This window comes from Geodermatophilaceae bacterium NBWT11, assembly GCA_014218215.1.
Lineage (GTDB): Bacteria > Actinomycetota > Actinomycetes > Mycobacteriales > Geodermatophilaceae > Klenkia.
The window spans coordinates 376,756-402,775 of the sequence record CP043652.1 but is presented as its reverse complement, the minus strand read 5'-3'; the positions used below and the strand labels follow the sequence as shown (position 1 = coordinate 402,775).

Annotated in this window: 28 protein-coding genes; 22 read left to right on the top strand and 6 right to left on the bottom strand. The window is 74.8% G+C overall.

Annotation, left to right across the window (positions count from 1 at the left end; genetic code table 11):
- Positions 1-14 precede the first annotated feature (14 nt).
- The 14 genes from F1C76_01910 to F1C76_01845 are packed head-to-tail and all read left to right on the top strand — an operon-like array spanning position 15 to position 14,650.
- The gene (locus F1C76_01910) at positions 15-998 is read left to right on the top strand and encodes an ABC transporter ATP-binding protein (protein QNG38940.1); all 984 of its coding nucleotides are present in this window, start codon (positions 15-17) and stop codon (positions 996-998) included.
- Entirely contained in the window at positions 995-2,026 is a 1,032-nt protein-coding gene (locus tag F1C76_01905) for an ATP-binding cassette domain-containing protein (protein ID QNG35525.1), read from the top strand. Before F1C76_01910 ends, F1C76_01905 begins: the two co-directional genes overlap by 4 nt.
- A complete protein-coding gene (locus F1C76_01900) occupies positions 2,023-2,859 on the top strand; it encodes a M55 family metallopeptidase (protein QNG35524.1) in 837 nt (278 codons plus the stop codon). Before F1C76_01905 ends, F1C76_01900 begins: the two co-directional genes overlap by 4 nt.
- Before the next feature lie 8 nt (positions 2,860-2,867).
- Positions 2,868-3,776: an isoaspartyl peptidase/L-asparaginase gene (locus F1C76_01895; protein ID QNG38939.1), complete on the top strand. Its 909-nt coding sequence runs from the start codon at positions 2,868-2,870 to the stop codon at positions 3,774-3,776.
- Positions 3,773-4,648, top strand: coding sequence for a MurR/RpiR family transcriptional regulator (locus F1C76_01890; GenBank protein QNG35523.1), 876 nt, complete (start codon positions 3,773-3,775; stop codon positions 4,646-4,648). The genes F1C76_01895 and F1C76_01890 overlap by 4 nt, the downstream gene beginning before the upstream one ends.
- Positions 4,649-4,662: 14 nt before the next feature.
- Positions 4,663-5,343: an SDR family oxidoreductase gene (locus F1C76_01885; GenBank protein QNG38938.1), complete on the top strand. Its 681-nt coding sequence runs from the start codon at positions 4,663-4,665 to the stop codon at positions 5,341-5,343.
- Between the two features lie 8 nt (positions 5,344-5,351).
- A complete protein-coding gene (locus tag F1C76_01880; protein ID QNG35522.1) occupies positions 5,352-7,037 on the top strand; it encodes a DUF885 domain-containing protein in 1,686 nt (561 codons plus the stop codon).
- Positions 7,028-7,867: an alpha/beta hydrolase gene (locus F1C76_01875; GenBank protein QNG35521.1), complete on the top strand. Its 840-nt coding sequence runs from the start codon at positions 7,028-7,030 to the stop codon at positions 7,865-7,867. Before F1C76_01880 ends, F1C76_01875 begins: the two co-directional genes overlap by 10 nt.
- A complete protein-coding gene (locus tag F1C76_01870) occupies positions 7,864-8,823 on the top strand; it encodes a ketopantoate reductase family protein (protein QNG35520.1) in 960 nt (319 codons plus the stop codon). The genes F1C76_01875 and F1C76_01870 overlap by 4 nt, the downstream gene beginning before the upstream one ends.
- Positions 8,820-9,863: an alcohol dehydrogenase catalytic domain-containing protein gene (locus tag F1C76_01865; GenBank protein QNG35519.1), complete on the top strand. Its 1,044-nt coding sequence runs from the start codon at positions 8,820-8,822 to the stop codon at positions 9,861-9,863. Before F1C76_01870 ends, F1C76_01865 begins: the two co-directional genes overlap by 4 nt.
- Entirely contained in the window at positions 9,860-11,074 is a 1,215-nt protein-coding gene (locus tag F1C76_01860; GenBank protein ID QNG35518.1) for a methylaspartate ammonia-lyase, read from the top strand. The genes F1C76_01865 and F1C76_01860 overlap by 4 nt, the downstream gene beginning before the upstream one ends.
- Positions 11,071-12,408, top strand: coding sequence for a M20 family dipeptidase (locus F1C76_01855; protein QNG35517.1), 1,338 nt, complete (start codon positions 11,071-11,073; stop codon positions 12,406-12,408). The genes F1C76_01860 and F1C76_01855 overlap by 4 nt, the downstream gene beginning before the upstream one ends.
- Positions 12,405-13,586, top strand: coding sequence for a diguanylate cyclase (locus tag F1C76_01850; GenBank protein ID QNG35516.1), 1,182 nt, complete (start codon positions 12,405-12,407; stop codon positions 13,584-13,586). The genes F1C76_01855 and F1C76_01850 overlap by 4 nt, the downstream gene beginning before the upstream one ends.
- 56 nt (positions 13,587-13,642) lie before the next feature.
- Entirely contained in the window at positions 13,643-14,650 is a 1,008-nt protein-coding gene (locus F1C76_01845) for an LLM class flavin-dependent oxidoreductase (protein ID QNG35515.1), read from the top strand.
- Positions 14,651-14,653: 3 nt separating this feature from the next.
- Here the strand turns inward: F1C76_01845 and F1C76_01840 are convergent, their stop codons facing one another.
- Complete coding sequence (locus F1C76_01840; protein QNG35514.1) at positions 14,654-15,451, bottom strand: alpha/beta hydrolase; 798 nt, start codon at positions 15,449-15,451, stop codon at positions 14,654-14,656.
- Positions 15,452-15,502: 51 nt separating this feature from the next.
- Here F1C76_01840 and F1C76_01835 point away from each other — a divergent pair, with 51 nt between their 5' ends.
- Together F1C76_01835 and F1C76_01830 are read left to right on the top strand one after the other, a co-directional pair.
- Positions 15,503-15,958, top strand: coding sequence for an NUDIX domain-containing protein (locus tag F1C76_01835; protein ID QNG35513.1), 456 nt, complete (start codon positions 15,503-15,505; stop codon positions 15,956-15,958).
- A complete protein-coding gene (locus F1C76_01830; protein QNG35512.1) occupies positions 15,955-17,109 on the top strand; it encodes a beta-lactamase family protein in 1,155 nt (384 codons plus the stop codon). Before F1C76_01835 ends, F1C76_01830 begins: the two co-directional genes overlap by 4 nt.
- Here F1C76_01830 and F1C76_01825 read toward each other — a convergent pair.
- The 3 genes from F1C76_01825 to F1C76_01815 all read right to left on the bottom strand — a co-directional run bounded on the left by F1C76_01825 (position 17,099) and on the right by F1C76_01815 (position 19,650).
- Complete coding sequence (locus tag F1C76_01825; protein QNG38937.1) at positions 17,099-18,352, bottom strand: RNA polymerase sigma factor; 1,254 nt, start codon at positions 18,350-18,352, stop codon at positions 17,099-17,101. The two genes, F1C76_01830 and F1C76_01825, sit on opposite strands and share 11 nt — an antisense overlap.
- Entirely contained in the window at positions 18,289-18,645 is a 357-nt protein-coding gene (locus tag F1C76_01820; GenBank protein ID QNG38936.1) for a hypothetical protein, read from the bottom strand. Before F1C76_01820 ends, F1C76_01825 begins: the two co-directional genes overlap by 64 nt.
- Positions 18,646-18,759: 114 nt before the next feature.
- Positions 18,760-19,650 carry an SMP-30/gluconolactonase/LRE family protein gene (locus tag F1C76_01815; GenBank protein ID QNG35511.1) on the bottom strand — a complete coding sequence of 297 codons (891 nt, stop codon included), beginning with the start codon at positions 19,648-19,650 and terminating at the stop codon, positions 18,760-18,762.
- 27 nt (positions 19,651-19,677) lie between these two features.
- Between F1C76_01815 and F1C76_01810 the strand changes: the two genes are divergently transcribed.
- Positions 19,678-20,607: an alpha/beta hydrolase gene (locus tag F1C76_01810; GenBank protein QNG35510.1), complete on the top strand. Its 930-nt coding sequence runs from the start codon at positions 19,678-19,680 to the stop codon at positions 20,605-20,607.
- Here the strand turns inward: F1C76_01810 and F1C76_01805 are convergent.
- Positions 20,594-21,466 (bottom strand): hypothetical protein, encoded by an 873-nt coding sequence (locus F1C76_01805; protein ID QNG35509.1) that lies wholly within the window; start codon positions 21,464-21,466, stop codon positions 20,594-20,596. The genes F1C76_01810 and F1C76_01805 overlap by 14 nt on opposite strands.
- 340 nt (positions 21,467-21,806) lie before the next feature.
- On the opposite strand from F1C76_01805, the gene larA reads away from it, so the two are divergent.
- Positions 21,807-23,069, top strand: a complete 1,263-nt coding sequence (larA, locus tag F1C76_01800) for a nickel-dependent lactate racemase (GenBank protein ID QNG38935.1) — start codon at positions 21,807-21,809, stop codon at positions 23,067-23,069.
- On the opposite strand, the gene F1C76_01795 is transcribed toward larA, so the two are convergent.
- Entirely contained in the window at positions 23,059-23,496 is a 438-nt protein-coding gene (locus F1C76_01795; protein QNG35508.1) for a dimethyladenosine transferase, read from the bottom strand. The two genes, larA and F1C76_01795, sit on opposite strands and share 11 nt — an antisense overlap.
- 95 nt (positions 23,497-23,591) lie before the next feature.
- Between F1C76_01795 and F1C76_01790 the strand changes: the two genes are divergently transcribed.
- From F1C76_01790 to F1C76_01775, 4 genes are all read left to right on the top strand, one after another.
- Positions 23,592-23,726: a citrate/2-methylcitrate synthase gene (locus tag F1C76_01790; protein QNG35507.1), complete on the top strand. Its 135-nt coding sequence runs from the start codon at positions 23,592-23,594 to the stop codon at positions 23,724-23,726.
- A gap of 76 nt (positions 23,727-23,802) precedes the next feature.
- Positions 23,803-24,237, top strand: a complete 435-nt coding sequence (locus F1C76_01785; protein ID QNG35506.1) for a hypothetical protein — start codon at positions 23,803-23,805, stop codon at positions 24,235-24,237.
- The gene (locus F1C76_01780; protein QNG35505.1) at positions 24,117-24,935 is read left to right on the top strand and encodes a maleylpyruvate isomerase family mycothiol-dependent enzyme; all 819 of its coding nucleotides are present in this window, start codon (positions 24,117-24,119) and stop codon (positions 24,933-24,935) included. Before F1C76_01785 ends, F1C76_01780 begins: the two co-directional genes overlap by 121 nt.
- A 92-nt stretch (positions 24,936-25,027) precedes the next feature.
- Positions 25,028-26,017, top strand: coding sequence for an LLM class flavin-dependent oxidoreductase (locus F1C76_01775; protein QNG35504.1), 990 nt, complete (start codon positions 25,028-25,030; stop codon positions 26,015-26,017).
- The last annotated feature ends 3 nt before the right edge of the window (positions 26,018-26,020 follow it).

The following is a 26,020-nucleotide window of genomic DNA, read 5'->3' as shown; positions in this document are numbered from 1 at the left end:
CCGACCAGCAGCGCGTGACCCTCGACCCGTCGGTCCCGCTGCTGAGCGTGCAGGACCTGTCGATCGGCACCCGGTCGGCCGCGATCGTCGAGGGCGTCTCCTTCGACGTCGCCGCCGGCGAGCGGTCGGGCATCGTCGGGGAGTCGGGGTCGGGCAAGTCGCTGACCCTGCGGGCGATCGCCGGGCTGCTGCCGCGCGGGGTCGCGGTGCAGGGCGGCCGGATCGAGTACGGCGGCAGCGACCTGCTCACCATGTCCGCCCGCCGGCGCCGCGCGCTGATGGGCCCGGAGATCGCGATGGTCTTCCAGGAGCCGATGACCGCGCTCAACCCGGTCATGCGGGTCGGCGACCAGATCGCCGAGGGCCCCCGCCGGCACCTCGGGCTGGGGAAGAAGGAGGCCGCCGACCTCGCGGTGCAGATGATGGCCCGCACCGGCATCCCCGACCCCGCCCGCCGGGCCCGCGCCTACCCGCACGAGCTCTCCGGGGGTCTCCGCCAGCGGATCATGATCGCGATGGCGGTCTCCTGCGGGCCGCGGCTGCTGCTCTGCGACGAGCCCACCACCGCCCTGGACGTCACCGTGCAGCTGCAGGTGCTCAAGCTGCTGGAGAAGCTCTGCACCGACACCGGGACGGCGCTGGTGTTCGTCACCCACGACCTCGCGGTGGTCAACCAGACCTGCTCCGACGTCGACGTCATGTACGCCGGGCACATCGTGGAGGCCGGCCCGGTCGCCGAGGTGTTCGCCGCCCCCAGGCACCCCTACACCCGGGGGCTGCTGGAGAGCGCGCCGGACTTCGACCGGCCCGACCGCGAGCTGGTGCCCATCCCGGGCTTCCCGCCCAACGTCGCCGACCGCGGCCCGGGCTGCCCGTTCGCCCCGCGCTGCGGCTACGTCACCGACCACTGCCGGACGGCGATGCCCCCGCTGGCCACCGTCGCCCCGGGTCGGCTGGCCGCCTGCTTCGAGACCGACCGGCTGGGGGACGTGTTGTGACCACCACGGAGAAGGCGCCCGCGCTGCAGGTCGAGGGCCTGACCAAGAGCTACAGCCTCGGGACGTCGTGGTTGTCCAAGGTGCTGCGCCGTGGGTCCAGCACCCTCACCGCGCTGGACGGCGTGGACCTGGAGCTGCGCCGGGGGGAGGTGCTGGCCCTGGTCGGGGAGTCCGGGTCGGGCAAGTCGACGCTGGCCAAGATCCTGGTCGGCAGCACCGGACCCACCTCGGGCACCGTGCAGCACGACGGCGTCGTGGACGGCAAGCGCGACCGGGAGTCCTCCCGGCGGGTGCAGATGGTCTTCCAGGACCCCTACTCCTCGCTGAACCCCCGGCTCACGGTCGGCGCCGTGCTCGCCGAGCTGCTGCGGCTGCACGACGTCGTCCCGCGGTCGGAGGTGCGTACGGAGAGCATCCGGCTGCTGGGCCTGGTCGGCATGGAGGCCGACGTGCTCGACGCCTACCCCAGCCAGTTCTCCGGCGGGCAGCGGCAGCGGCTGGCGATCGCCCGGGCGCTGGCGGTGCGGCCCGACGTGCTCATCGCCGACGAGCCGGTGTCCGCCCTCGACGTCTCGGTGCAGGCCACCATCCTCGAGCTGTTCGCCCGGCTGCGTGCCGAGCTCGGCCTCTCGGTGCTGTTCATCGCGCACAACCTCGCCGTCGTCCAGCACCTGGCCGACCGGGTCGCGGTCATGTACCTGGGCCGGATCGTGGAGGTGGCCCCCACCGCGGAGCTGTTCTCCTCGCCCCGGCACCCCTACACCCGGGCGCTGATCGACTCCATCCCGCGGATGACCGCCGGCAGCGTGAACGACGAGTTCGAGCTGGACGGCGAACCGCCCTCGCCCTACGACGTCCCCAGCGGGTGCCGGTTCCACCCCCGCTGCCCCCTGGCCGACGACGGCTGCCGGGCCACCGACCCGGCCCTGCTGACCATCGGCCCCGCCCGGCTGTCGGCCTGCCTCAAGGCCGACGAGCTGGCCACCATCCCGCTACCCGACACGATTGCAACGGAGCTGCCGCGATGAAGACCTGGATCTCCTTCGACATGGAGGGCGTGGCCGGCATCGTCGACTGGGACCAGTGCCGTCCCAGCGGCGGGGCCCGCTACGAGCTCGGCTGCCAGCTGATGCTCGCCGAGGTCAACGCCGCCATCGAGGGCGCCATCGCCGGGGGTGCGACCGAGGTCGTGCTCAACGACAGCCACGGCACGATGGCCAACCTCGACCCGCGCGCGGTAGCCGGCAACGCCCGCTACATCGGCGGCCGGCACAAGCCGCGCTACATGATGCAGGGCCTCGACGAGACCTTCGACGCCGTCTTCTTCGTCGGGTACCACGGCTCCATCTCCGGGGCGCCCTCCACGCTGAGCCACACCTACAACCCCGAGGTCTTCGCCGCCGCCCGGGTCAACGGCCGGCTGGTCGGGGAGAGCGGGATCAACGCCCTCGTGGCCGAGCACTACGGCGTGCCGATCGCGTTCGTCTCCGGCGACGCCGTCACCTGGGAGGAGACCGCGCCCTACGCCGAGGGCGGGGTCAACGTGGTCACCAAGACCTCGCTCACCCGGTTCTCCGCCGACGCGCTGCACCCCGACGAGTCGTGCCGGCTGATCCGGGCCGGCGCCGAGGAGGCCATGCGCCGGGTCGCCGCGGGCACCGTGCAGACCCCGGGCATCAGCCGCCCGGCCACCCTGGAGCTGGACGTGCAGACCGGCGACATGGCCGAGGTCGCCACCTGGGCGCGCGGCGTCGAGCGGACGGCGGAGCGGACCATCGCGATCACCGGGGACGACCTGCTCGGCGTCTTCACCGCCTTCGTGGCCACGAACTACATCACCCGTCAGGCCGGTGGCCGGTGACCACCCAGCTGTTCACCGCCCCGCCCTCGCCCCAGGGCTGGTCGCTGGTGCTGCACGGCGGCGCCGGCGGCCGGGTGGAGGAGCTCTCCCTGGAGGTCGCCGCGGACTACAGCGCCGGGCTCACCACCGCCTACCGGGCCGGTGAGGCGGTGCTGGCCGCCGGCGGCAGCGCGTTGGACGCCGTCTGCGCCACCGTCGAGGCGCTGGAGGACGACCCGCTGTTCAACGCCGGCCGCGGTGCCGCGCTGACCTCGGCCGGCACCGCCGAGCTCGACGCCTGCGTGATGACCGGTGACGGCCGGGCCGGTGCGGTCGCGGCCTGCCTGCACGCCCGCAACCCGGTGCACGCCGCCCGCCGCGTGCTCGAGGACAGCGCCGCGGTGCTGCTGGTCGACCCGCCCCGGCAGCTGCTGGAGGACTGGGCGCTCACCACCGTCGAGCGCGACTACTTCCTCACCCCGGCCCGGGTGCAGCAGCTGCGCAACGTGCAGGACAAGGTGCTGGCCGGTTCCCGGCACGGCACCGTCGGCGCCGTCGCCCGGGACACCGCCGGCCGGGTCGCGGCCGCCACCTCCACCGGCGGCATGGTGGACCAGAGCGAGGGCCGGGTCGGGGACACCCCGATCGTCGGGGCCGGCACCTACGCCCGGGACGGCGTCGGCGCGATCTCCTGCACCGGGCACGGCGAGGCCTTCATCCAGGGCGTGGTGGCCCACGACGTCGCCGCCCGGGTGCGCTACCTGGGCACCCCGCTGGACCAGGCGCTGGTCGACACCGTCGCCGCCGAGCTGGACACCCGGGGCGCGATCGGCGGGCTGATCGCGGTCGGCGCCGACGGCCGGATCGTCGTGGGCCACAACAGCCCGGCGATGTTCGCCGCCTACTCCAACGGCACCCGGCTGGTGACGCACACGTGACCCCGTTGCGCGACGAGGTCTTCGCCCGGATGGACGAGCTGTCCCCGGCGGAGAAAAAGGTGGCCCGCTCGCTGCTGGCCGACTACCCCAGCGCCGGGCTGGCCAGCGCCGCCCAGCTGGCCAAGAGCGCCGGCACCAGCACCCCCACGGTGCTGCGGCTGGTCAGCCGGCTGGACATCGGCTCCTACCCGGAGTTCCAGCAGCGGCTGCGCGAGGAGGTCAGCCAGCAGCTCAACTCCCCGGTCAGCCGGGCCGCCGACCGGCTCACCGGCGAGGGCGACGGCACGCTGTTCTCCCGCTCGGTGGGCCAGCGGCTGGGTCTGGTCGACCGGCTGTCGGCCACCGTGCCGCCGAGCGAGTTCGAGGCCGCCGTCGAGCTGCTCGCCACCGCCGCGGGCTCCATCGTGGTCAACGGCGGCTACTTCTCCCGCTACGTCGGGCAGATCCTGGTCATGCAGCTGGACCAGCTGGTGGACGGCGTCGTGCTGGCCACCGAGCCGCTGGGCCGCGACATCGGCCTCTACCTCGGGATGGGCAAGGACTCCGTCGCCGTGGTGTTCGACCTGCGCCGCTACGAGCTGCCCGCCAAGCAGGTCGCCGCCCTGGCGAGGGAACGCGGCGCCGCGGTGCTGGTGATCACCGACGAGGGGCTGTCGCCTGCCGCCGACGACGCCGACGTGGTGCTGCCGATCGCTGTCGACGGCGTCCCGTTCGACTCCTTCACCGCGCTCGTCGTGCTGGTGGAGGCCCTCGTCGAGGGCGTCTTCCAGCGGGTCGGGGAGGCCGGGCTCGCCCGGATGCGCGCCTGGGAGGAGTCGGTGCAGATCCACCGCGCCTTCCGGGCCGGGCCCCCGCCGGTGGAGTCCGAGTGACCGAGCTCGACGGCCTGACCGCCGTCGTCACCGGGACCGGGCAGGGCATCGGGTCGGCGATCGCCGCCGCGTTGGGCGACGCCGGGGCCACCGTGCACGGGGTCGACCGGGACACCGTCGACCTGTCGGTGCGCGCCGAGGTGGAGGCGTTCGTCGCCGGGATCGGCCGGGTCGACGTGCTGGTCAACAACGCCGGTGGCGTCGTCGGGCAGACCCACACCCCGCTGGAGGAGCTCACCGACGAGGCGTGGGACGCCGTCTACGACGCCAACCTGCGGACGACGCTGAACTGCACCCGGGCCGTCGTCGGCGGGATGAAGGAACGTCGGTTCGGCCGGGTCGTGGTCATCTCCTCCGGCGCCGGGCGCAGCGTGAGCCTCACCGGCATCCAGGCCTACGCCTCGGCCAAGGCCGCCCAGATCGGCCTCACCCGCCAGCTCGCCCACGAGCTCGGCCCGCACGGCATCACCGTCAACGGCGTAGCACCCGGCTTCGTGCTCTCCAACCCCACCACCCAGGCGCAGTGGGAGTCCTACGGCGAGGCCGGGCAGGCGGCGCTGCTGGACAGGATCGCCGTCCGTGCCACCGGGACGCCGGCCGACATCGCCCGCGGCGTCCTCTTCTTCGCCTCCCCGGCCGCCGGGTGGGTCAGCGGTCAGACGCTGTCCATCGACGGCGGCCACTCGCTCTTCTGAGGAGTCCCATGACCAGGCTCGACGAGCTGGGCGAGCGGTACTTCCGCGTCCAGCACACCTACGACCCCTACAACGCCACCCTGCTCGGCATCGCCGAGTTCGACGGCCTGGTCGGCGACCCGTCGGTCGAGGCCAGCGACGCCGCTGCCGCGGACCTCGCCGCGATCGGCACCGAGCTCGCCGACGTGGTGCCCACGACGACCGACGAGCAGGTCGACCACGGGGTGCTGACCGTCCTCGCGCACGGCGCGAGCCGGGACGCCCACCACGCGCTCTGGGCGGCCAACGCCTCGGCCAAGGGCTACGTCAGCCGGCAGGGGCTGGTGTTCCAGGCCGTCCCGGCGATGACCGTCACCGACGCCGACTCGACCGACCGGTACGCCTCGCGGCTGGCCGGCATCGGTGGCTTCCTCACCGCACTGGGGGAGCGCTACGAGCTCGAGGCCGCCCGCGGGCGGGTGCCCACCGAGCTCGGGGTGCGGCACGCGATCGGCCAGCTCGAGGGCCACCTGCGCGCCGCCCTGGACGACGACGTGCTGCTCACCCCGGTGCGCGGGCGCACCGAGGGCCACCGGGACGTCGTCGCCGACCGGATCCGCCCGGCGATGGCCGCGCTCGCCGACACCCTGCGCGGGCTGCTGCCGGTCGCCCGGCCCGACGACCGGGTCGGCATCGCGAACGTGCCTGGGGGCGAGGAGGCCTACGTCGACGCCGTCGCCCGGCACACCACCACGGACCTGACCCCGGCGCAGGTGCACCAGATCGGCCTGGACACCCTGGCCGAGCTCGCCCCGCGCTGGAGCGAGGTCGGGCAGCGGGTCCTGGGGGAGTCCGACTTCCCGGCGATCGTGTCGCGGCTGCGCACCGACCCGGCGCTGCGGTTCCAGACCAGCGACCAGATCGTCGCCGTCGCCCAGGCTGCGCTGGAGCGCGCCCAGGCCGCCCAGGACGACTGGTTCCCGCACTACGACATCGCCCCCTGCGTGCTGGAGGAGATCAACCCGGTCGACGCCGAGGGCGCGGCGATGGCCTACTACCGCCCCCCGGCCGCTGACGGTTCGCGGCCGGGGGCGCACTGCCTGCTCACCACCCACCCCACCGAGCGGTTCCGCTTCGAGTACGAGGCGCTGGCCTTCCACGAGTCGGTGCCCGGGCACCACCTGCAGCTGGCCAGTGCCCAGACCCTCGACCTGCCCCGCTACCGCCGGCACCTCGACGTCGAGGCGTGCAGCTTCAACGAGGGCTGGGGGCTGTACTCCGAGGCCCTCGCCGAGGAGATGGGGCTGTACTCCGGCGACACCGCGCTGTTCGGGATGCTCTCGTTCGCCGCGCTGCGGGCCTGCCGGCTGGTCGTGGACACCGGGATGCACGCGCTGGGCTGGTCCCGGGCACAGGCGATCGACTTCATGCTCGACCACACCGCGACCACCCGCGAGCACGTCACCAGCGAGGTCGACCGGTACGTGTGCTGGCCCGGCCAGGCGCTGGCCTACACCGTCGGACGACGGGAGATCGGCCGGCTGCGCACCCGTGCGGAGACCGAGCTCGGCGCCCGCTTCGACCTCCGCGCCTTCCACGGCACGGTGCTGGGCCAGGGCGCGCTGCCGCTGGCCGTGCTCGACGAGACCGTCGCCCGCTGGACCGCGGGCGTCCTCGGAACCACCCCTGCAGAGGAGACCCCCGCGTGGACCTGACCATCAACGGCGCCCGGCTGAACGTCGAGGTCCACGGCCCCGAGGACGGGCCGGTGCTCATCGCCCACCACGGCGGCGGCGGCATCGGCTCCCTCGCCGAGCCCAAGGCCACCTTCGGCCCGCTCGCCGACCGGTTCCGGGTCGTCGTCTTCGACGCCCGCGGCTGCGGGCTCTCCGAGGGCGTACCGCCCTACAGCCACGAGCAGTGGGCCGCCGACGTCGAGGGCCTGCGCGAGTGGACCGGTGCCGAGCAGGTCGTCGTCGCCGGTGGCTCCTACGGCGGGTTCATCGCCCTGGAGTACGCCGTCCGGTACCCCGGCCGGGTGCAGGCGATCGTCCTGCGCGACACCTCCGCCGACGGGTCGAACCTGGAGCTGGCGTTCGAGAACGCCCGCACCCAGGACCGGGTGGAGATCGACTGGGAGCGGTTCAACCGCTACTGGCACGGCGAGACCACGTCGGACGCCGACCTCAAGCAGCTCTGGAGCGAGCTCATCCCGCTCTACGACAAGCACTACGACCCGGAGAAGTCGGCGGCCGCGGTGGAGGCCGGGATCTACCGGCACGAGGCGCACAACTGGTGCTTCCAGCACAACTGGGGCTCCTACGACCTCACGGCCGACCTGCCCGCGGTCACCGCGCCCACCCTGGTGACCGTCGGCCGGCACGACTGGGTCACCCCGGTCAGCTCCTCGGAGACCATCGCCTCGTTGCTGCCCAACGCCGAGCTCGTGGTGTTCGAGGAGTCCGGGCACTCGCCGCAGAACGAGGAGCGCGAGCTGTTCCAGTCGACGCTGCGCGGCTTCCTGGACCGGGTCGTGCCGGCGTGACCGGGCCGGTCGTCGTCATCGGCGCCGGGGCCATCGGCGGCACGCTCGGTGCCCGGATGGCCCGCGACGGGGTCGACGTGCTGCTCTGCGACGCCGACGTCGAGCACGTCGCCGCCGTCCGGGAGCACGGGTTCCGCATCGAGGGGCCGGTCGACGAGTTCACCGTGCGGGTGCCGATCGTGACCCCCGAGGAGCTGCCCGACCGGATCGACCGGGCGATCGTCGCGGTCAAGAGCCACCACACCCCGGCCGCCGCCGAGCTGCTGCGCACCCGGCTGGCCCCGGACGGCGTCGTGCTCACCGTGCAGAACGGGCTCACCGCCGACGTGCTGGTCGCCGCCGTCGGGAAGGAGCGGGTGCTGTCCTCCTTCGTCAACATCGGCGCCGACGTGATGGGCCCGGGCCGGGTCGTGCAGGGCAACGTCGCCGCCTTCCACGTCGGCGAGCTGGACGGCGGGGAGATCACCGACCGGGTGCGCGCCTTCGTGGCCGTGCTGCCCTACGCCCAGGCCACCGACAACGTGCTGGGCTACCTGTGGGGCAAGGAGGCCTACGGCGCGATGCTCTGGGCCGGTGCGGTCAGCGACCTGTCGATCGCCGAGACCCTCGAGCGCCCGGAGTACCGGCCGCTCATGCTCGCCGTGGCCCGCGAGGTGCTCACCCAGGCACCGGTGCCGGTGGAGAGCTTCGACGGGTTCGTGCCCGACGACCTCGAGGGGTCCCTCGACCGGCTCGCCGCGTTCAACCGGCGCAGCGCCAAGACCCACAGCGGCATCTACCGCGACCTCGCGGTGCGCAAGCGGAAGACGGAGATCGACAGCATGCTGCGCGACCTGGACGGGCCGGTCTTCGCCGAGATCGGCCGGATCATCCACGACATCGAGGACGGGACGCGCGTCAACTGCGTGGCCAACCTCGACGAGCTGGCCGCGTTCGTGGCCGGGCGCCCGGCATGAGGGCCGCCGTGCACCAGGCCGCCGGCGTCGTCACCGTCGAGGACGTGCCGGACGCCGCGCTGGTCGAGCCCACCGACGCCGTCGTCCGGGTGCTGCGCTCGTGCATCTGCGGCTCGGACCTGTGGTCGTACCGCGGGATCACCCAGCGTGCGGCCGGCTCGCGCTGCGGGCACGAGTTCCTCGGCGAGGTCACCGACGTGGGCGCTGCGGTGTCCACCGTCCGCCCGGGGGACCTCGTGGTCTCCCCGTTCACCTGGTCGGACAACACCTGCCCGGCCTGCCTGGACGGCGTGCACACCCGCTGCGACGCCGGCGGCGGCTTCGGCGCCCCCGGCTCGGACGGCGGTCAGGGCGAGGCCGTCCGGGTGCCCCAGGCCGACGGCACCCTGGTCGCCGTGCCCGGTGGACGGGCCGGCATCGACGACGCCCAGCTGCCCGCGCTGCTGGCGCTGTCGGACGTGATGGCCACCGGCCTGCACGGCGCGGTGCTCGCCGGGGTCGGCGAGGGCTCCACCGTGGTCGTGATCGGGGACGGCGCCGTCGGGCTCTGCGCCGTCCTCGGGGCCCGGGCGGTGCTGGGTGCCGAGCGGGTCGTGCTGATGAGCCGGCACGCCGACCGGGCCGCCGTCGGCCGCTCCTTCGGGGCCACCGACGTGATCGCCGAGCGCGGCGAGGAGGGCATCGCCACCGTCCGCGAGCTCACCGGCCGCGGGGCGCCGCACGTCGTGGAGGCCGTGGGCACCCCGCAGTCCTGGGAGATGGCCCTGGGCATGGCCCGGGTGGGTGGCCGGATCGGCGCGGTGGGGGTGCCGCACACCTCGCCGGAGATCGCGCTGTTCCCGATCGTCCGCCAGCACCTGACCGTGTCCGCCGGCATCGCCCCGGTGCGCCGCTACCTGCCCGACCTGGTCGACCGGGTGCTGGCCGGCACGCTGGACCCCGGCCCGGTGTTCGACCTGACCCTGCCGCTGGAGCGGGTGGCCGAGGGCTACGCCGCGATGGACGAGCGCCGCTCGATCAAGACCGTGCTGGCCGGGTGAGGATCGCCGACGTCCTCGCCGTCCCGGTGCGGGGCGGGTTCTTCACCGACGACCAGGCCGCGATCCTGGCCGGGGCCGAGCACGACGGGTTCGGCTACGCCGGGGCCCCGGTCACCCCCGGCTTCACCGCGATCCGGCAGCCCGCCCAGGCGCTGAGCGTGCTGCTGGTGCTCGAGGACGGCTCGGTCGAGCACGGCGACTGCGCCGCGGTGCAGTACAGCGGGGTCGGCGGGCGGGACCCGGTGTTCGACGCGGTCGCGGCCCGGGACGTGGTGCTGCATCAGGTCGCCCCGCTCCTCCGGGGCCGGGACGTGTCGGGGTTCCGGCCGGTCGCCGAGGAGCTCGCACAGCTGCCGGTGCACACCGCGATCGGCTACGGGGTGAGCCAGGCGCTGCTCGCCGTCGCCGCCCGGCACCAGCGCCGCACGATGGCCGAGGTGGTCCGCGACGAGTACGCCACCGGCGTCGAGCTGGCCGCCGTGCCGCTGTACGGGCAGACCGGCGACGACCGGTACACCGGCGCGGAGAAGATGCTGCTGCACCGGGTCGACGTGCTGCCGCACGGGCTGTTCAACTCCCTCGCGCTGATCGGGGCGCAGGGGGAGCGGCTGGCCGACTACCTGCGCTGGCTGGTGGCCCGGGCCGGCGAACTGGCCCCCGGGCACCGGCCCCGGCTGCACGTGGACGTCTACGGCACCCTCGGGCTGGCCTTCGGCGGGGACGTCGGCGCGGTCGCTGCGTACCTGGCCGCGCTCGGGGAGGCGTGCGCGCCGTTCGAGCTGGCCGTCGAGCACCCGGTGGACGGCGGGGACCGGGCCGGCCAGATCGCGGTGTCGGCCGCGCTGCGCACCGAGCTCACCCGGCTCGGCAGCCCGGTGCGGGTGGTGGTCGACGAGTGGTGCAACACCGCCGACGACGTCCGGGTCTTCCTCGCCGCGGACGCCGCCGACGTGGTGCAGGTCAAGACCCCGGACCTGGGCTCGCTGACGCACACCGTCGAGGCGCTGCTCGCCGTCCGGGCGGCCGGGGTCGAGGCGTTCTGCGGCGGCACGTGCGCCGAGACCGAACGGTCGGCGCAGGTCACCGCGCACGTGGCGATGGCCTGCGGGGCGTCGCAGGTGCTGGCCAAACCGGGGATGGGACTGGACGAGGGGTTGATGGTCGTGGGCAACGAGATGGCCCGGACGCTGGCGCTGGCGGGCACCCGGTGAGCGCCACCGAACAGGTGCTGGCCGACCTCGCGGAGTACGTGGCGATCCCCAGCGACAGCCGCAGCGCCACCCCGGAGACGATGCGGGCCGCCGCCGAGTGGCTCACCGGGCAGCTGGCGTTCGCCGGCGGCCGGGTCGAGGAGACCGCCGGCCACCCCGTCGTCCGCGGCGAGTGGCTCGGCGCACCGGGCGCGCCCACCGTGCTGGTCTACGGGCACTACGACGTGCAGCCCACCGGTGACCTCGCCGAGTGGACCACCCCGCCCTACGAGCTGACGCGCACCACGGTGCGCGGTGCGGACGTCGTCCGCGGCCGGGGTGCCACCGACGACAAGGGCCCGGTGCTGCTGGTGCTGCACCTGGCCCGCCGGCTGCTCGCCGAGCGCGGCACCCTCCCGGTCAACCTGCGGTTCCTGATCGAGGGCGAGGAGGAGATCGGCAGCCCGCACCTGGGCGACTACGTGCGTGCGCACGCCGCCGACCTGGTCTGCGACCTCGTCGTCTCCGCCGACGGCGCGATGTGGCGGCCCACCGAGCCCTCGATCTCGATCGCCTCCAAGGGCCTGGTCTCCCTCGACGTGGTCGTCACCGGGGCCTCGACCGACCTGCACTCCGGGCGGTACGGCGGCACGGTGGCCAACCCGGTGCACGCCCTGGCCCGGCTGCTCTCCTCGCTGCACGACGACGACGGCACGATCGCCGTCCCCGGCTTCTACGACGGCGTGCCGGCGCTGACCGAGGATCGGCGAGCGGAGCTCGCCGCGATCGCCTTCGACGAGGACGCCTACCGGGAGTCCCTCGGGGTGTCCGAGCTCGCCGGGGAACCCGGGTTCGACACGCTGACCCGGCTCTGGGAGCGGCCCACGCTGGAGGTCAACGGGGTCACCGGCGGCGGGAAGTACTCGGTCGTCCCGCACACCGCGACCGCCCATGTGACCTGCCGGCTGGTGGGGGAGCAGGACCCGGACGCGGTGGTGGCCGCGGTGACCGCGCACGTGCTCGGCCAGCGGCTGCCCGGTGTGCGGGTCGAGGTGCACGACGACGGCGTGCGGGTGCCGGCCTACCGGATCGAGCCCGACCACCCCGCGGTCGTCGCCGGCCGGGCCGCGCTCGCCGAGGTGCACCCCGGCGAGGAGGTGCTGCTGGCCGTCATCGCCGGCACCCTGCCGTGCACCGCGCTGTTCGAGGACGTGCTGGGGGTCAAGACGCTGTTCTTCTCCTTCGCCACCGCCGACGAGCAGCACCACGCCCCGGACGAGTTCTTCCGGGTCGCCCGGATCGAGGCCGGGATGCGGGCCTGGGCCGGGCTCTGGGACCGGTTGGCGGCGTCGTGACCTACTCCTCCTACGACCACCTGGCCGGCGACCTGGGCCTGCCCGTCGTCCCGCTCGCCCCGGACGGCCCGCGGGTCGCGCCGTGGTCGACGCCCCCGGCACCCGACGTCGTCGCCCGGGCGCGCCGGCTGGTCGACGGGTCGCTGACGATCAGCCTGCACGACCACCCGGTGCTCTTCCCGGCCGACATGGCCGACACCCCGCGGTACAACCGCACCGGCCGGCAGCACACCGCGTTCGCCGGGCTCGCGGCGTCCGGGCTGACCGTGGTGTTCGACAACATGATGGACGGCACCGCCTGCGTCACCGGCAACGCGCCCTGGCAGTGGGACGACGTCGTGCTCGACCTCGGGATGCGGCTGGCCGACCTGGCGCACCAGTCCGCCGTGGTCGTCGTCCGCACCGTGGCCGACATCGAGGCCGCGCACGCCGCCGGCACCGTCGGGTTGGTGTTCGGGCTGGAGGCCGCCACCCCGATCGGCAACGACCTGGACAAGCTGGACGTGCTGTTCGGGCTGGGCATCCGGCAGTGCGGGATCGCCTACTCCGACGCCAACGCGCTCGGCTCGGGCTGCAACGAACCGGTCGACGGCGGGCTCACCGCGCTGGGGCGCCGCGCCGTCCGGCGGATGAACCAGCTCGGCCTGGCCGTCGACGTCTCGCACTCCTCCGACCGGACCGGCATCGACGCGTGTTCGGTCTCGGACGCGCCGGTGTTCTGCACGCACGCCGGCGCCCGGGCGGTCTGGGACGTCCCACGGCTCAAGGGCGACGACCTCATCCGGGCCGTGGCCGACACCGGCGGGGTCATCGGCATCTCGGCCGCCCCGCACACCACCGTGTCGCACGCGCACCCCGCGCACAGCCTGGCCTCCGTGATGGACCACCTCCTGTACTGCATCGACCTGGTGGGCATCGAGCACGTCGGGCTGGGCCCGGACACCCTGTTCGGCGACCACGTCGGGCTGCACACCGCCCTCGCCGGGCTGCTGCAGACCGAGCCCCGCCCCGGCGCCCCCGAGCCCGTCCGGGTCCCGTGGGTCGACGGCCTGGAGAACCCCGCCGAGTGCTTCCCCAACGTCGCGGCGTTCCTGCTCGACCGCGGGTTCGCCGACGCCGACGTCCGCGCCGTCCTGGGCGGCAACGTCCTGCGCGCCCTCCGCGACATCTGGCCCTGACCCCAGAAACCGCGGTTTCTGGGAAGCAGTCGGGGCCCGCAGGGGTTGCCCGGGTCGTGCCCACGCCCGACGTGCCCCTGCAGAAGCTCGGCTTCCTCACCATCGGCGTCTTCGACGGCGCCGACCCCCGCCCGGGGATGGAGGCGCTGCTGACGCAGATCCAGCTGGGCGAGGAGCTCGGCTTCGACTCGGCGTGGCTGCGGCACCGGCACCTGCAGTTCGGCGTCTCGAGCCCGGTCGCGATCATGGCCGCTGCCTCGCAGCGCACCTCGCGGATCGAGCTGGGGACGGCGGTGACCCCGCTGGCGTGGGAGAACCCGCTGCGGCTGGCCGAGGACCTGGCCACGGTCGACCTGCTGTCCGGCGGGCGGATCAACCCCGGGGTGAGCACCAGCCAGCCGATGCGCTGGGACGACGTCAAGGACGCGCTCTACCCCGACACCCAGGACGTCGAGGACTTCAGCTACGAGCGGGTCAGCCGGTTCCTGGCCATGGTCGGCGGGGAGCCGGTGACCACCGCGACCACGCAGGGCATCGAGGTGTACTCCGACAGGATCCAGCCGCACTCCCCGGGCCTGCGCGACCGGGTCTGGTACGGCGCGGGCAGCCACCGCTCGGCGGCGTGGGCGGCGTCCCAGCGGCTGAACCTGCTCACCTCCAGCGTGCTCACCGGCGCCACCGACGGCGACTTCGCCGGCACCCAGGGCGCCCAGATCGCCGCCTACCGGGAGGCGTTCCCCGAGGGCCGGGTCTCCCAGGGCCTCGTCGTCATCCCCACCGACTCGGCCACCCCCGCGCAGCGGGAGAAGTACGAGGCCTACGCCGCAGCCCGGCTGCCCCGCACCCGCGAGCCGCAGGGGCCGGGCAAGCTGCTCTTCGCCCCGGACGTCGTCGGGACGTCCGAGCAGATCGCCGAGCAGCTGTACGCACACGCCGGGTTCCAGCAGGTCACCGAGGTCGCCTTCGCGCTCCCGTTCAGCTTCGACCACGAGGACTACGTGCAGATCCTCACCGACACGGCCCAGGAGCTCGGCCCGGCGCTGGGCTGGTCGCCCGCGGCCTGAGGGTCAGCCCAGCAGTGTCCGGAGGACGGCGGCGAACGCCTCGACGTCCCCGCCCTGCTCGGGCGCGAAGCCACCGTGCCCGCCGGGGAAGACGTCCAGCGGCAGCCCGAGCGCGGCGGCGACCGCGCGCGAGGTCCGGCCGGTGAGCTCTGCGTCCCCGGACCACGCGCCGACCCCGATGCGCACCCGGCCGGCCGGCAGCGGCGGCACCCGGTAGGTGCAGATGCTCTGGATGCCGAGCACCATCCGGGTCATCGAGCGCTGGTCGTCCTCCGACGGCATCGGCGGCGGGGGCGCGTCGGCCGGGGGCTCGGGCATGGAGAAGCCGGCGACGACGCCGAACGCGCCCATCGCCGGGAAGAGACCCTGCTCCCGGTGGATCGCGGCCACCCCGGCCAGCTGCTCCCGCACGTGCGCCGCGTCGGGCAGGTACTCCGTCAGCGGCGGCTCGTGGGCGACCACGGTGCGCACCTGGTCGGGGTGGGCTGCGGCCAGGGCCATCGCGGTGATCGCGCCGCCGCTGGACCCGAACACGTCCACCGGGCCGTCGCCGACGGCGGCGACCACCCGGGAGAGGTCATCGGCCAGCACGTCGGCGTCCGGCGGCTCGGTCGGGTCGGTCATCGGGCTGGCGCCGGTGCCGCGCGGGTCGTGCAGGACGACGGTGCGGTCGGGGAACTGCGCGGCCAGCGCGCGGAACCCGTCGCCGGTCATCGGGTGCCCGATCAGCACCAGCACGGGGCCCGAGCCCAGCACCTCGTAGGAGAGCGTCGCGCCGGGGGCGTCCAGGGTCTGCGTCATGCCCGGGGAGACTGCCGCACCGGGCCGGACCCATCGGGGGAGGATCGACCGGTGCCTCCACGTCGCAGCGCCGGGATCCTGCTCTACCGCCGCACCCCCGAGCTCCAGGTGCTGCTGGGCCACATGGGCGGGCCGTTCTGGGCGCGGAAGGACGAGCACGCCTGGTCGATCCCCAAGGGCGAGCACACCGAGGAGGAGGACCCGCTGGCCGCTGCGCGCCGGGAGTTCGCCGAGGAGATCGGCTCACCCGCGCCGGAGGCCGTCGTCCCGCTCGGGGTGGTGCGGGGCGGCAAGACGCTCACCGTCTGGGCCGCCGAGGGCGACCTGGACGCCGAGGCCACGGTGAGCAACACGTTCGCCCTGGAGTGGCCGCCCCGGTCGGGCCGCATGCAGGAGTTCCCCGAGATCGACCGCACCGCCTGGCTGGACCTCGACACCGCCGCGATCAAGCTCGTCAAGGGGCAGCTGCCCTTCCTCGACCGGCTCACCGAGCTGCTGGGCCGATGAGTCCGGCGCCCGGGGCGAGTCGGTGGGACATGACGTTCACCGAGCTGTTCGCCCTCGTCGACACCCACGTCGCGGAGGGCCGGTTCCCCGGTGCGGTCGCCGCCGTCCGGCACGCCGGGACGACCCACGTGCACGCCGCCGGGGTGCAGCACGTGGGGTCGTCAGCGCCGATGACGCCGGAGACCCCGTTCCGGATCGCCTCGCTGACCAAGCCGTTCGGCGGGGTGCTGGCGCAGTCGCTGATCGCCGACGGCACCCTCGACCCGGCCGCCGACGTGACCCGCTGGCTGCCCGAGCTCGCCGACCTGCACGTGCTGGTGCACCCCACCGCGGGGCTCGACGTCCGGGTGCCGGCCCGCGGCCCGGTCACGGTCGCCGACCTGCTGCAGATGACCGCCGGGTTCGGCCTGCGGATGGACGCCTCCCCGCTGGCGCACGGGATGTGGGAGCAGCAGGTCGCCCCCGGCCCGCTGCCGCCGGCGCTGGACCCGGACACCTGGCTGACCCGGCTGGGCGCGCTGCCGCTGGCCGACCAGCCGGGGGAGGGGTGGCAGTACCACTCCGGCAGCGACGTCCTGGGCGTGCTGCTCGCCCGGGTGACCGGCCGCAGCGTCGCGGGACTGTTGGCCGAGCGGGTCACCGGGCCCCTGGGCCTCACCCACACCCGCTTCTGGACGGCGGATCCGCTCCCCACCGCCTACGCCCCCGGAGAGGACGGGCTCGAGGTGCTCGACCCACCCGACGGCGTCTGGTCCCGCCCGCCCGTCTTCGAGTCCCTCGGCGGCGGGCTGCTCAGCACCGCCGCCGACGTCGCCGGCCTGCTGGGTGCGATCGCCGACGACGCCCTGCCCGGGGTGGCCGCCGCCGACGTGCTCCGCGACCCGCTCACCGACCGCCAGCGCGCTTCCGCGCAGGCCTTCCTCGGCCCGGGCCGCACCTGGGCCGCCGGCAACCTGGAGCTGACGCTGGAGGTCAGCGACCCCTGGACCACGCCGGGCCGGTTCGGCTGGACCGGCGGCACCGGCACCACCGGCTACGGCGACCCCACCCTCGACTTGGTCGCCGTGCTGCTCACCCAGCGGATGATGACCGGGCCGCACGACGGCCCCGAGGAGTTCTGGCAGGCCGCGCACGACGCGGTCACCCGCTGAGCCCGGCCCTCCGCCGCTCGAGGTCGGCGCGCTCGGCGGCGTTCGACGTCCGGTCCAGCGCGGCTGCGTAGGCGGCTGCCGCCTCGGCCGGGCGGTCCAGCCGGTGCAGCAGGTCCGCGCGGACGGCGTGGAAGACCGGGGAGCGGTCCAGCCCGGTCCGGTCCACCAGCGCCAGGCCGACCGACGGCCCGTCCAGCTCGGCGACGGCGACCGCCCGGTTCAGCGCCACGACCGGCGTCGCCGGCAGCTGGTCGTACAGCGCGACCACCTGCGCCCAATCGGTGTCGGCCCAGGTCGGTGCATCGGCGTGCACCGCCGCGATCGCCGCCTGCACCTGGAACGGCCCCGGCCGGCCGGTCCGCAGGCACGTCCGCACCAGCTCCTGGCCCTCCTCGAGGTGCACCCGCGACCAGCGGGTGCGGTCCTGGGCGTCCAGCGGCACCAGCACGCCGCCCACCACCCGGGCCGGACGGCGCGACGCGGTCAGCAGCAGCAGCGCCAGCAGGCCCAGCGTCTCCGGCTCGTCGGGCAGCAGCTCGACCAGCAGCCGGGCGAGCCGGACGGCCTCGTCCAGCAGGTCGTCCCGGGTCGGCTCGTCACCGCCGGCGGGGGAGTGCGCCTCGGTGCCGACGAGGGCGACGACCGCCAGCACCGACCCCAGCCGGGCGGGCAGGTCGACGGCCTCGGGCACCCGGTACGGGATCCGGGCGGCGGCGATCTTCTTCTTCGCCCGGGTGATCCGGGCCGCCATCGTCGCCTCGGGCACCAGGAACGCCCGGGCGATCGCCGCGGTCGACAGCCCGCCGACCATCCGCAGGGTCAGTGCCACCCGTGCCTCCGGGGCCAGCGCCGGGTGGCAGCAGGTGAAGAGCAGCCGGAGCTGGTCGTCGCGCACCGCGCCCACCTCCACCACCTCCGGTTGCGCCTGCAGCAGGGCCAGCTGGGCGGTCTTCGCCGTCCCCACGGCCTCCCGGCGGAGCCGGTCGACAGCCTTGTTCCGGGCCGTGGTGACCACCCACCCGGCCGGGGACGGCGGCACGCCCCGGGTGGGCCAGGTCGCCGCGGCCACCGCGAACGCCTCGGCCACCGCCTCCTCCGCGAGGTCCAGGGAGCCCAGCTGCCGGGTGAGCACGGCGACCGCCCGTCCGTGCTCGGCGCGGAAGACCTCCTCCAGCGGGCTCACCCGACGAAGGGGCGGACCTCGATCGGCAGCCCGATCGCGGCCACCGTGCGTCGTCCCCAGTCCAGCGCGGCGTCCAGGTCGGGTGCCTCGATCACGGTGAACCCGCCGAGGTACTCCTTGCCCTCGGCGAACGGCCCGTCCACCAGCAGGACGTCGTCCCCGTCCGGGCGCAGCACGGTCGCCGTCGACGGCGCCTCCAGCCCGCCGGCGAACACCCAGGCGCCGGCCTCCCGCATCTCGGTCTGCAGCGCGGCGACCCGGGCCATGATCGGCGCGAGCTGCTCGGGGGTGGGCACCTGGCGCTCGTCGGTGCCGGCGCTGGGGGTGACGACGCTGAGCAGGTACTGGGCCATGCGGACCTCCGGGGACGTGGTCGGCCGTGCTGCCGACACCCTCCACACGAACGGCGCCCCCGTCCATCGACACCCCCACCCCGACGAGAAGCGCCCTTCTCGTCGGGGACGGGGTCAGGGGCGGCCGGCGTGGGGGACGGCGAGGGTGGTGGTCAGCAGCACGGCCTCGCGGACCGGGCGGCGGGCGTGCTCCAGGAAGTCCGGCGCGCAGCACAGCAGCAGGGTGCGGCCGTCGTCCCCGCCGAGGGCGCAGGCGAAGACGCCGAGGCCCTCGGGGGCCCGCACCTCGTCCACGACCTCCCCGCCCGGGGCGATCCGGACGGCGCGACCGCCCACCGCGTCGGCGGCCCACACGTGGCCCTCGGCGTCCCCGGTGCAGCCGTCGGGGGCGATCACCAGCTGACCGAGCACCTCCTCGGTCGTCGTGCCGGTTGGCTCGGGCCCGAACTGCGCCCACACCCGGCGGTTCGACAGGGTGCCGTCGGGGGCCAGGTCGAAGGCGGTGTACCGGTTGCCGAGGGTCTCCCCGACGAGCAGCGTGCCGCCGTCGGCGGTGATCACCATGCCGTTGGGGAAGAGCAGGTCCTCGGCGACGACGGTGATGGTGCCGTCGGGGTCGACCCGCTTGAGGCTGGCCGGGCCGGGGGCGCCGCCGGCCATCAGGTCGAAGCCGAAGTCGCCGACGAACACGTGCCCGGCGGCATCGGCGACCAGGTCGTTGAGCAGCCCTCCGCAGTACGGCGCGAGCGCGGCGTAGGTGGCGAGCTCGCTGCCGTCCCAGCGCAGCAGCCGTTGGTCGGTCATCGACACCAGCACCAGCGACCCGTCGGGCAGCCGGCCCGAGCCCGAGGGCTGGGTGGGCACCTCGAGGACGACGGTCTCCTCCCCGGCGGTGGACACCTGGAGGACCTGGCCGCGGTAGAAGTCCGACACCCACCAGTGCCCCTGGTGCCAGCGCGGGCCCTCGAAGAACGAACCACCGGTGAGCAGGGTCGTGAGCGTCATGGGGCCGACCTTAGGGTCGGGGGTGTGATGCGCGCCTCAGAGACCTGGCAGCCCGACGTCCGCGCGGTGATGGACGCCAGCCCGTTCCTGGGCCGGGCCGCGGTGGACATGACCGACCCGGAGTTCATCGCCGCCGCCCGGGCCCGCGGGCCGGTGCCGGAGTCGGTCGAGGGCGTGGAGATCACCGAGACGACGCTGCCCGGGGAGGATGGGCACGCCGTCCCGGTGCGGGTCTACCGGCCCACGACGCCGGCCCCCGGCCGCCCGGCCTACGTGCTGTTCCACGGCGGCGGCTGGTCGTTCGGGTCGCTGGACACCGAGCACCCGCGCTGCGTGGAGCTGACCCGCCGCTGCGGCGCGGTCGGGGTGAGCGTGGACTTCCGGATGGCACCGGACGTGCCGGCCGAGACGATGCTGGCCGACTGCTGGGCGGCGGTGCGCTGGACCGCCGAGCGGGACGACGTCGACGCGACCCTGGTGGTGGTCACCGGCAGCAGCGCGGGCGGGGCGCTCGCGCTGTCCATGGCCCAGATCGCCCGGGACCGCGGCGCGGTGCCCCCGGCGCTGCAGCTGGCGTTCTACCCCAACACCGACGACCGGGTGCACCCCTCGCGGCTGTCCCCGGCGTTCCCGGTCATCGACGGCCAGCAGGTCGCCCAGGTGGTCGCCAACGTCCGGCAGGGCCGGGAGGACACCCCCGCGTACGTCTTCCCGAACCGGACGGCGGACCTCACCGGGCTCGCCCCGGCGTTCCTGGTCGTGGCCGGCAACGACCCGCTGCGCGACGAGGCACTGGCCTACGCCCGGCGGCTGGTGGCCGCCGACGTGCCGGTCGAGCTGCACCTGCTGCCGGGGATCCCGCACGCCTTCGACGGGATCGCGCCGGAGTCGCAGTCGACCCGGACGGCGTACGACCTGATGTGCGCGGCGTTCGACCGTGCCGTCACGCGGCGGTGAGCGTCCAGACGAACGCCTCGAGCGTGGTCGGCTCGTTGCAGGTGCCCGACACCAGCAGGGTCGTGCCGGTCGGGTCCAGGACGGGCTGGCCGGTGATGCCCTCGGGGCAGAGCTGGGTGGCCGGTGTCGTCTCCCCGGTGGCCAGGTCGACCGCCCGCACCGTCACCCCGAGGTCGGTGTCGGTGACCCCGGCCAGGTAGGCGTAGTCACCGGTCGGACCGACGACCATGCCGGTCACCCCGCCGGGACCCTCGATGACGGTGGCCACGGTCTCGGCCGCGGTCGCCCCGGCCGGCACCCGCACCAGCCCGACCGCCGACCCGGTGGTGGTGACGTAGGCGGTGCCGTCGGGGCCGATGCCGAGGAAGCCGCCGAACTCCTCCAACCGGGGCAGCTCGACCGGTGCACCGACGGGAGCCAGCGCGGCGTCGTACCGCAGCAACTGGGAGGCCCCGGCGACGGTCACCGCGACCAGCACCCCGCCGTCGGGGGCGATCGCGACGTCGTCCACCCGCACCGGGTCGGGCTGCCCCGGCACGATCGCCGCCGGCTCGGTCAGCGGGACCGCCACCGACGCGAGCTGCCCACCGGTGGTGGTGTCGAGTAGGGTGAGCTGCAGGGCGCCGGTGGACTGCGGGAAGCCCTGGCTGCTGTCCCGCGGCGCGAGCGCCAACGCGGCCCGGCTCGCGTCCGCGCTGAAGCCGACGTCGGAGGACGACAGGCCGTCGGTCGGTGCCGGCCCGGTGATCGGCAGCACCTGCTCGGTGCCGTCCGGAGCCACCCGGACGACCGAGGGCACCGGGTTGTCCGACCCCGGTGCGGCCAGCGCGAGCAGCACCGCGGTGTCGTCGGGGGCCACCGCCAGCGCGGAGGCGGTGCCGTACTCCCGAGGGAGACCAGCGGGGCCGCCCCGGCCAGGTCCGGACCGCGGGAGAAGGCCGACGGCGAGCCGATCTCCCGGCCCACCAGCACCGGCGTCCCGGTGCTGTCCACCGCGGCGAGCTGGACGGCGAGGGTGCCACCGGTCTCGGCGAACCCCAGGTCGGTGGAGTCGGCCAGGGTCAGCAGGGCGTCCGCGGGAGGAGGCCCGGACGCGGCAGCGTCGTCCCCGCCCCCACCGCAGGCGGTCAGGGTGAGCAGGCAGACCAGGGCAGCGAGACGGGGGCGCACCGGTGCATGCTCGCAGCGTGACCCGCACCGTGCGACTCGCCTACGGCCGGACCGGACTGGCCGTGGAGGTCCCCGACGACGCCGTCGTGGTCACCCCGGTGCACCACGACGCCGCCCCCGACGTGCCCGCCGAGCTGCGGCGGGCGCTGCGCGAGCCGGTCGCCGGGCCGCCGTTGCGCGAGCGCGTCCGTCCGGGGCAGACGGTGGCGATCTCGGCCTGCGACGTCACCCGGGCCCAGCCCCGGCACCTGATGGTCCCGGCGGTGCTCGACGAGCTCGCCGGCATCGTGGACGACGCCGACGTGGTCGTGCTGGTCGCCACCGGCACCCACCGCGCCTCCACCCCGGCCGAGCTGGAGGCGATGTTCGGCCGTGCCGTGCTCGACCGGGTGCGGGTGGTCGACCACGACGCCCGGGCCACCGGCACGCACACCGACGTCGGCACCCACGGGGACGGCGTCCCGGTGACGCTGAACTCGCTGTGGGTGGACGCCGACGTGCGGATCACCACCGGGTTCGTCGAGCCGCACTTCTTCGCCGGCTTCTCCGGCGGCCCCAAGATGGTCGCCCCCGGACTCGCCGGCCTGGACACCGTGCTCGTGCTGCACGACGCGGCCCGGATCGGCAGCGACCGGGCCACCTGGGGGGTGGTCGAGGGCAACCCGGTGCACGACGACGTCCGGGCGATCGCCGCGGCCACCGGCACGACGTTCGGCCTCGACGTCATCCTCAATGCCGGCCAGCAGGTGATCGCGGCCTTCGGCGGTGACCTGCTGGCGATGCACGCCGCGGCCGTCGAGCGGGCCCGCGAGGTGGCGATGGCCCCGGTGGACGCGCCGTTCGACGTCGTCGTCACCACCGGGTCGGGTTTCCCGCTGGACCAGAACCTCTACCAGGCCGTCAAGGGCATGTCCGCCGCCGCGCAGGTGTGCCGGCCCGGCGGGCTGATCGTCTGCGCGGCCGCCTGCGAGGACGGCTTCCCCGACCACGGGTCCTACCGCGAGGTCCTCACCTCGGCGGGCAGTCCCGAGGAGCTGCTGGCGCTGATCGCGGCCCGGCCGGAGACGGTGCCCGACCAGTGGCAGGTGCAGGTGCAGGCCCGGATCCAGGCCGCGCACCGGGTCGCGGTGCACACCGACGGGCTGACCGCGGCCGACCTCGCCGAGGCCCACCTGGGCCACGCCCCGGACATCGCCGCGGCGATCGCCGAGGAGTCGGCGCGGTTGGGCCGGCCGGCGACGGTGTGCGTGCTGCCCGAGGGTCCGCAGACCATCCCCTACGTCAGGAGCTGACCGCCGCGGCCAGCTTCGGCAGGGTGCCGGCGATGCCCTCCAGGCTCCGTGCCGGGAAGCCCAGCCGGTCGAGCACCCAGAACACCGGCGCCGGGTAGCGGGTCGCGTCCCAGGTCTCGGTGACCCGGGTGCCGCCCTCGACCGGCGCCAGCTCGTAGCGCCAGCGGTGCAGACCGACGTGCCGCCAGGCGATCAGCCGGTCCGCCTCGAACTCGACCACCCGGTTGGTCACCCGGTAGCCCGCACCCATCCGCATGCCCATCCCGAAGCGGGCGCCCAGCGACAGCCGGTCGGGCCCCGACGTCACCTCCTGCACGGTGCCCGAGCCGTCGATCTCGGCGTGCCGGCGCGGGTCGGCCAGCAGGTCGAAGACCACCGACGGGGGAGCGGGGACGACGGCGGTGCCGGAGACGGAACGGGGGGCCATGACACCGACGCTACGAGCCCGCAGGTCGTTGGTGTGTGCACCTGCGCCACCGCGGGCAGGGACCAGCGGTTCAGACATCGATCGAGGAGGTCCTCATGGGGCTGTTCAGCGGACTGCTCAAGGGCAAGGCGGCCCAGAAGGCCATCCAGATGGCGCAGAAGCCGGAGAACCAGGCCAAGGTCAAGAAGTTCGTGGCCGACCGCCGGAACAAGGGCGGCGGCCGGGTCTGACCCGACGCGCGTGACCGACGGCCGTCGTCCCCTCCCGGGGGCGGCGGCCGTCGGCCGTGTGCGGGAGGGTGGGGGCATGACCGTCACCCCCCGCGAACTCGAGTCCGAGGTCACCCTGGTGACCGCAGCCAACCGCATCGACTTCCTGTCCCGACGGGACGCCGGCGTCGTGGAGAGCACCGCCCCGGCCGACGCCGACGACTTCCTGGCCGACCTGCGCAACACCGGCACCACGTTGGACCGGCACGAGGCCCTGGAGCTGCTGGCCCTGGGCGAGGTCGTGTTCCGCAAGGCGCACGACAGCCGGCACCTGGGCATGCACGCGGCACTCCGTGAGGGCGCCACCTGGGCCGACGTGGCCACTGCGCTGGACGGCGACGCCGGGCAGGCCTGGGACGCCCACCAGCGCTGGATCGCCGACCAGACCGCGCTGCACCTGCGCTCGGGCACCGGTGGCCTGGACGACGGCGCGGCCGCCACCGCGCGCACGCTGGCCGGGCCCCGCCCGTGACCGCCCCGGGCGCCCCGACCGAGGTGCTGGCCTGGTGGGCGGCGGGGGAGGAGCACCTAGCCACCGGGCTGGGCCGGCTCACCGACGAGGAGCTGGACACCCCGTCGCTGCTGCCCGGCTGGACCCGGCACCGGCTGCTGGCCCACGTGGCCCGCAACGCCGACGCCCTGGTCAACCTGCTGACCTGGGCCCGCACCGGGGTGGAGACCCCGATGTACGCCTCCGCCGACGCCCGGGCGGCCGGCATCGACAGCGCCGCCGCCCTGTCCCCGGTCGACCTGCGCAGCGAGGTGCTCGGTTCGGTGGTCCGGCTGGCCGCCGCCGTCGACGCCCTCCCGGACGACGCCTGGTCCGCGCAGGTGCGCACCGCCCAGGGCCGAGCCGTGCCGGCGACCGAGGTGCCGTGGATGCGCTGCCGCGAGGTGTGGGTGCACGCGGTCGACCTCGACACCGGCGTCGGCTTCGACGAGGTGCCCGAGGAGCTCGCCGCCGCACTGGTGGACGACGTGTTCCGGATGTGGGACCGCCGCGACGAGGTGCCCGACGTCGTCCTGTTCGCCGGGGACCGCACCTGGGGCACCGGAGCGCTGGCCGTCTCCGGCGAGCTGCCCGCCGTCCTGGCCTGGGCGACCGGCCGCTCCGACGGCGCCGACCTCACCGCCGACGGGCCCCTCCCGGTCCTGCCCGCCTGGCTCTAGGCCGCGCCGCCCGGGAATGCCACCGGGGGAGAGGTGTTCGACCGGAGGAGGGCCGCGAGGTCCTCCGCTCCGACCAGGAAGGCCCCACCCCCATGTCGTTCCCGCTCTCCGTCCTCGATCTGGCGCCCGTCGCCCCCGGCCAGACGGTCACCGACAGCATCGCCGCCAGCGTCGCTCTCGCTCAGCGCGCGGAGGAGCAGGGCTACACCCGGGTCTGGTATGCCGAGCACCACAACATGCCGAGCATCGCCTCCTCGGCCACCAGCGTGCTGATCTCCCACGTCGGGGCGCACACGAGGACGATCCGCCTGGGCGCGGGCGGGGTCATGCTGCCCAACCACTCGCCGCTGGTGATCGCCGAGCAGTTCGGCACCCTCGACGCGATGTACCCCGGCCGCATCGACCTGGGCCTGGGCCGCGCGCCCGGCTCGGACCAGAACACGATGTACGCGATGCGCACCGACCCGCGCTCCTCGGACCGCTTCCCGCAGGACGTGCTGGAGCTGCAGGCCTACTTCGCCGGTGACACCCGGGTGCCCGGGGTCGACGCCATCCCCGGCCGCGGCTCGCACGTCCCGCTGTACATCCTGGGCTCCTCGACCTTCGGCGCCCAGCTCGCCGCGGCCCTGGGCCTGCCCTACGCGCACGCCTCGCACTTCGCCCCGCAGGCGCTGCGGGCGGCCGTGGAGATCTACCGCCGGGACTTCCAGCCCTCGCTGCAGCTGCAGGCCCCGCACGTGATCGCCGGGGCCAACGTGGTCGCCGCCGACACCACCGAGGCCGCCCGCGCCGAGTTCGAGGGCATGCGCCGGATCCGGGCCACCTCGCTGTTCGGTCGCGGCAAGACCTTCACCGACGAGGAGGCGCAGCTGCTGCTGGACTCCGGTGCCGGCCGGCAGATCGACTCGATGCTCACCCACTCCGCGGTCGGCACGCCGTCGGAGGTGCGCGAGCAGCTCACCGAGTTCCGCCGGTTCGCCGACGCCGACGAGGTCATCGTCGGGCACGCCTCCTCCACGCTGGAGGGCCGGCTGCGCTCGACCACCCTGCTGGCCGAGGCGATGGAGACCGTCAGCGCCTGAGCG

Excerpts from the sequence above, each read along its gene's own strand:
- F1C76_01900 (QNG35524.1), top strand. The coding sequence starts at position 2,023 with ATGAAGACCTGGATCTCCTTCGACATGGAGGGCGTGGCCGGCATCGTC.
- F1C76_01880 (QNG35522.1), top strand. The coding sequence starts at position 5,352 with ATGACCAGGCTCGACGAGCTGGGCGAGCGGTACTTCCGCGTCCAGCAC.
- F1C76_01865 (QNG35519.1), top strand. The coding sequence starts at position 8,820 with ATGAGGGCCGCCGTGCACCAGGCCGCCGGCGTCGTCACCGTCGAGGAC.
- F1C76_01840 (QNG35514.1), bottom strand. The coding sequence starts at position 15,451 with ATGACGCAGACCCTGGACGCCCCCGGCGCGACGCTCTCCTACGAGGTG.
- F1C76_01830 (QNG35512.1), top strand. The coding sequence starts at position 15,955 with ATGAGTCCGGCGCCCGGGGCGAGTCGGTGGGACATGACGTTCACCGAG.
- F1C76_01820 (QNG38936.1), bottom strand. The coding sequence starts at position 18,645 with ATGGCCCAGTACCTGCTCAGCGTCGTCACCCCCAGCGCCGGCACCGAC.
- F1C76_01815 (QNG35511.1), bottom strand. The coding sequence starts at position 19,650 with ATGACGCTCACGACCCTGCTCACCGGTGGTTCGTTCTTCGAGGGCCCG.
- F1C76_01810 (QNG35510.1), top strand. The coding sequence starts at position 19,678 with ATGCGCGCCTCAGAGACCTGGCAGCCCGACGTCCGCGCGGTGATGGAC.
- F1C76_01795 (QNG35508.1), bottom strand. The coding sequence starts at position 23,496 with ATGGCCCCCCGTTCCGTCTCCGGCACCGCCGTCGTCCCCGCTCCCCCG.
- F1C76_01790 (QNG35507.1), top strand. The coding sequence starts at position 23,592 with ATGGGGCTGTTCAGCGGACTGCTCAAGGGCAAGGCGGCCCAGAAGGCC.
- F1C76_01785 (QNG35506.1), top strand. The coding sequence starts at position 23,803 with ATGACCGTCACCCCCCGCGAACTCGAGTCCGAGGTCACCCTGGTGACC.
- F1C76_01775 (QNG35504.1), top strand. The coding sequence starts at position 25,028 with ATGTCGTTCCCGCTCTCCGTCCTCGATCTGGCGCCCGTCGCCCCCGGC.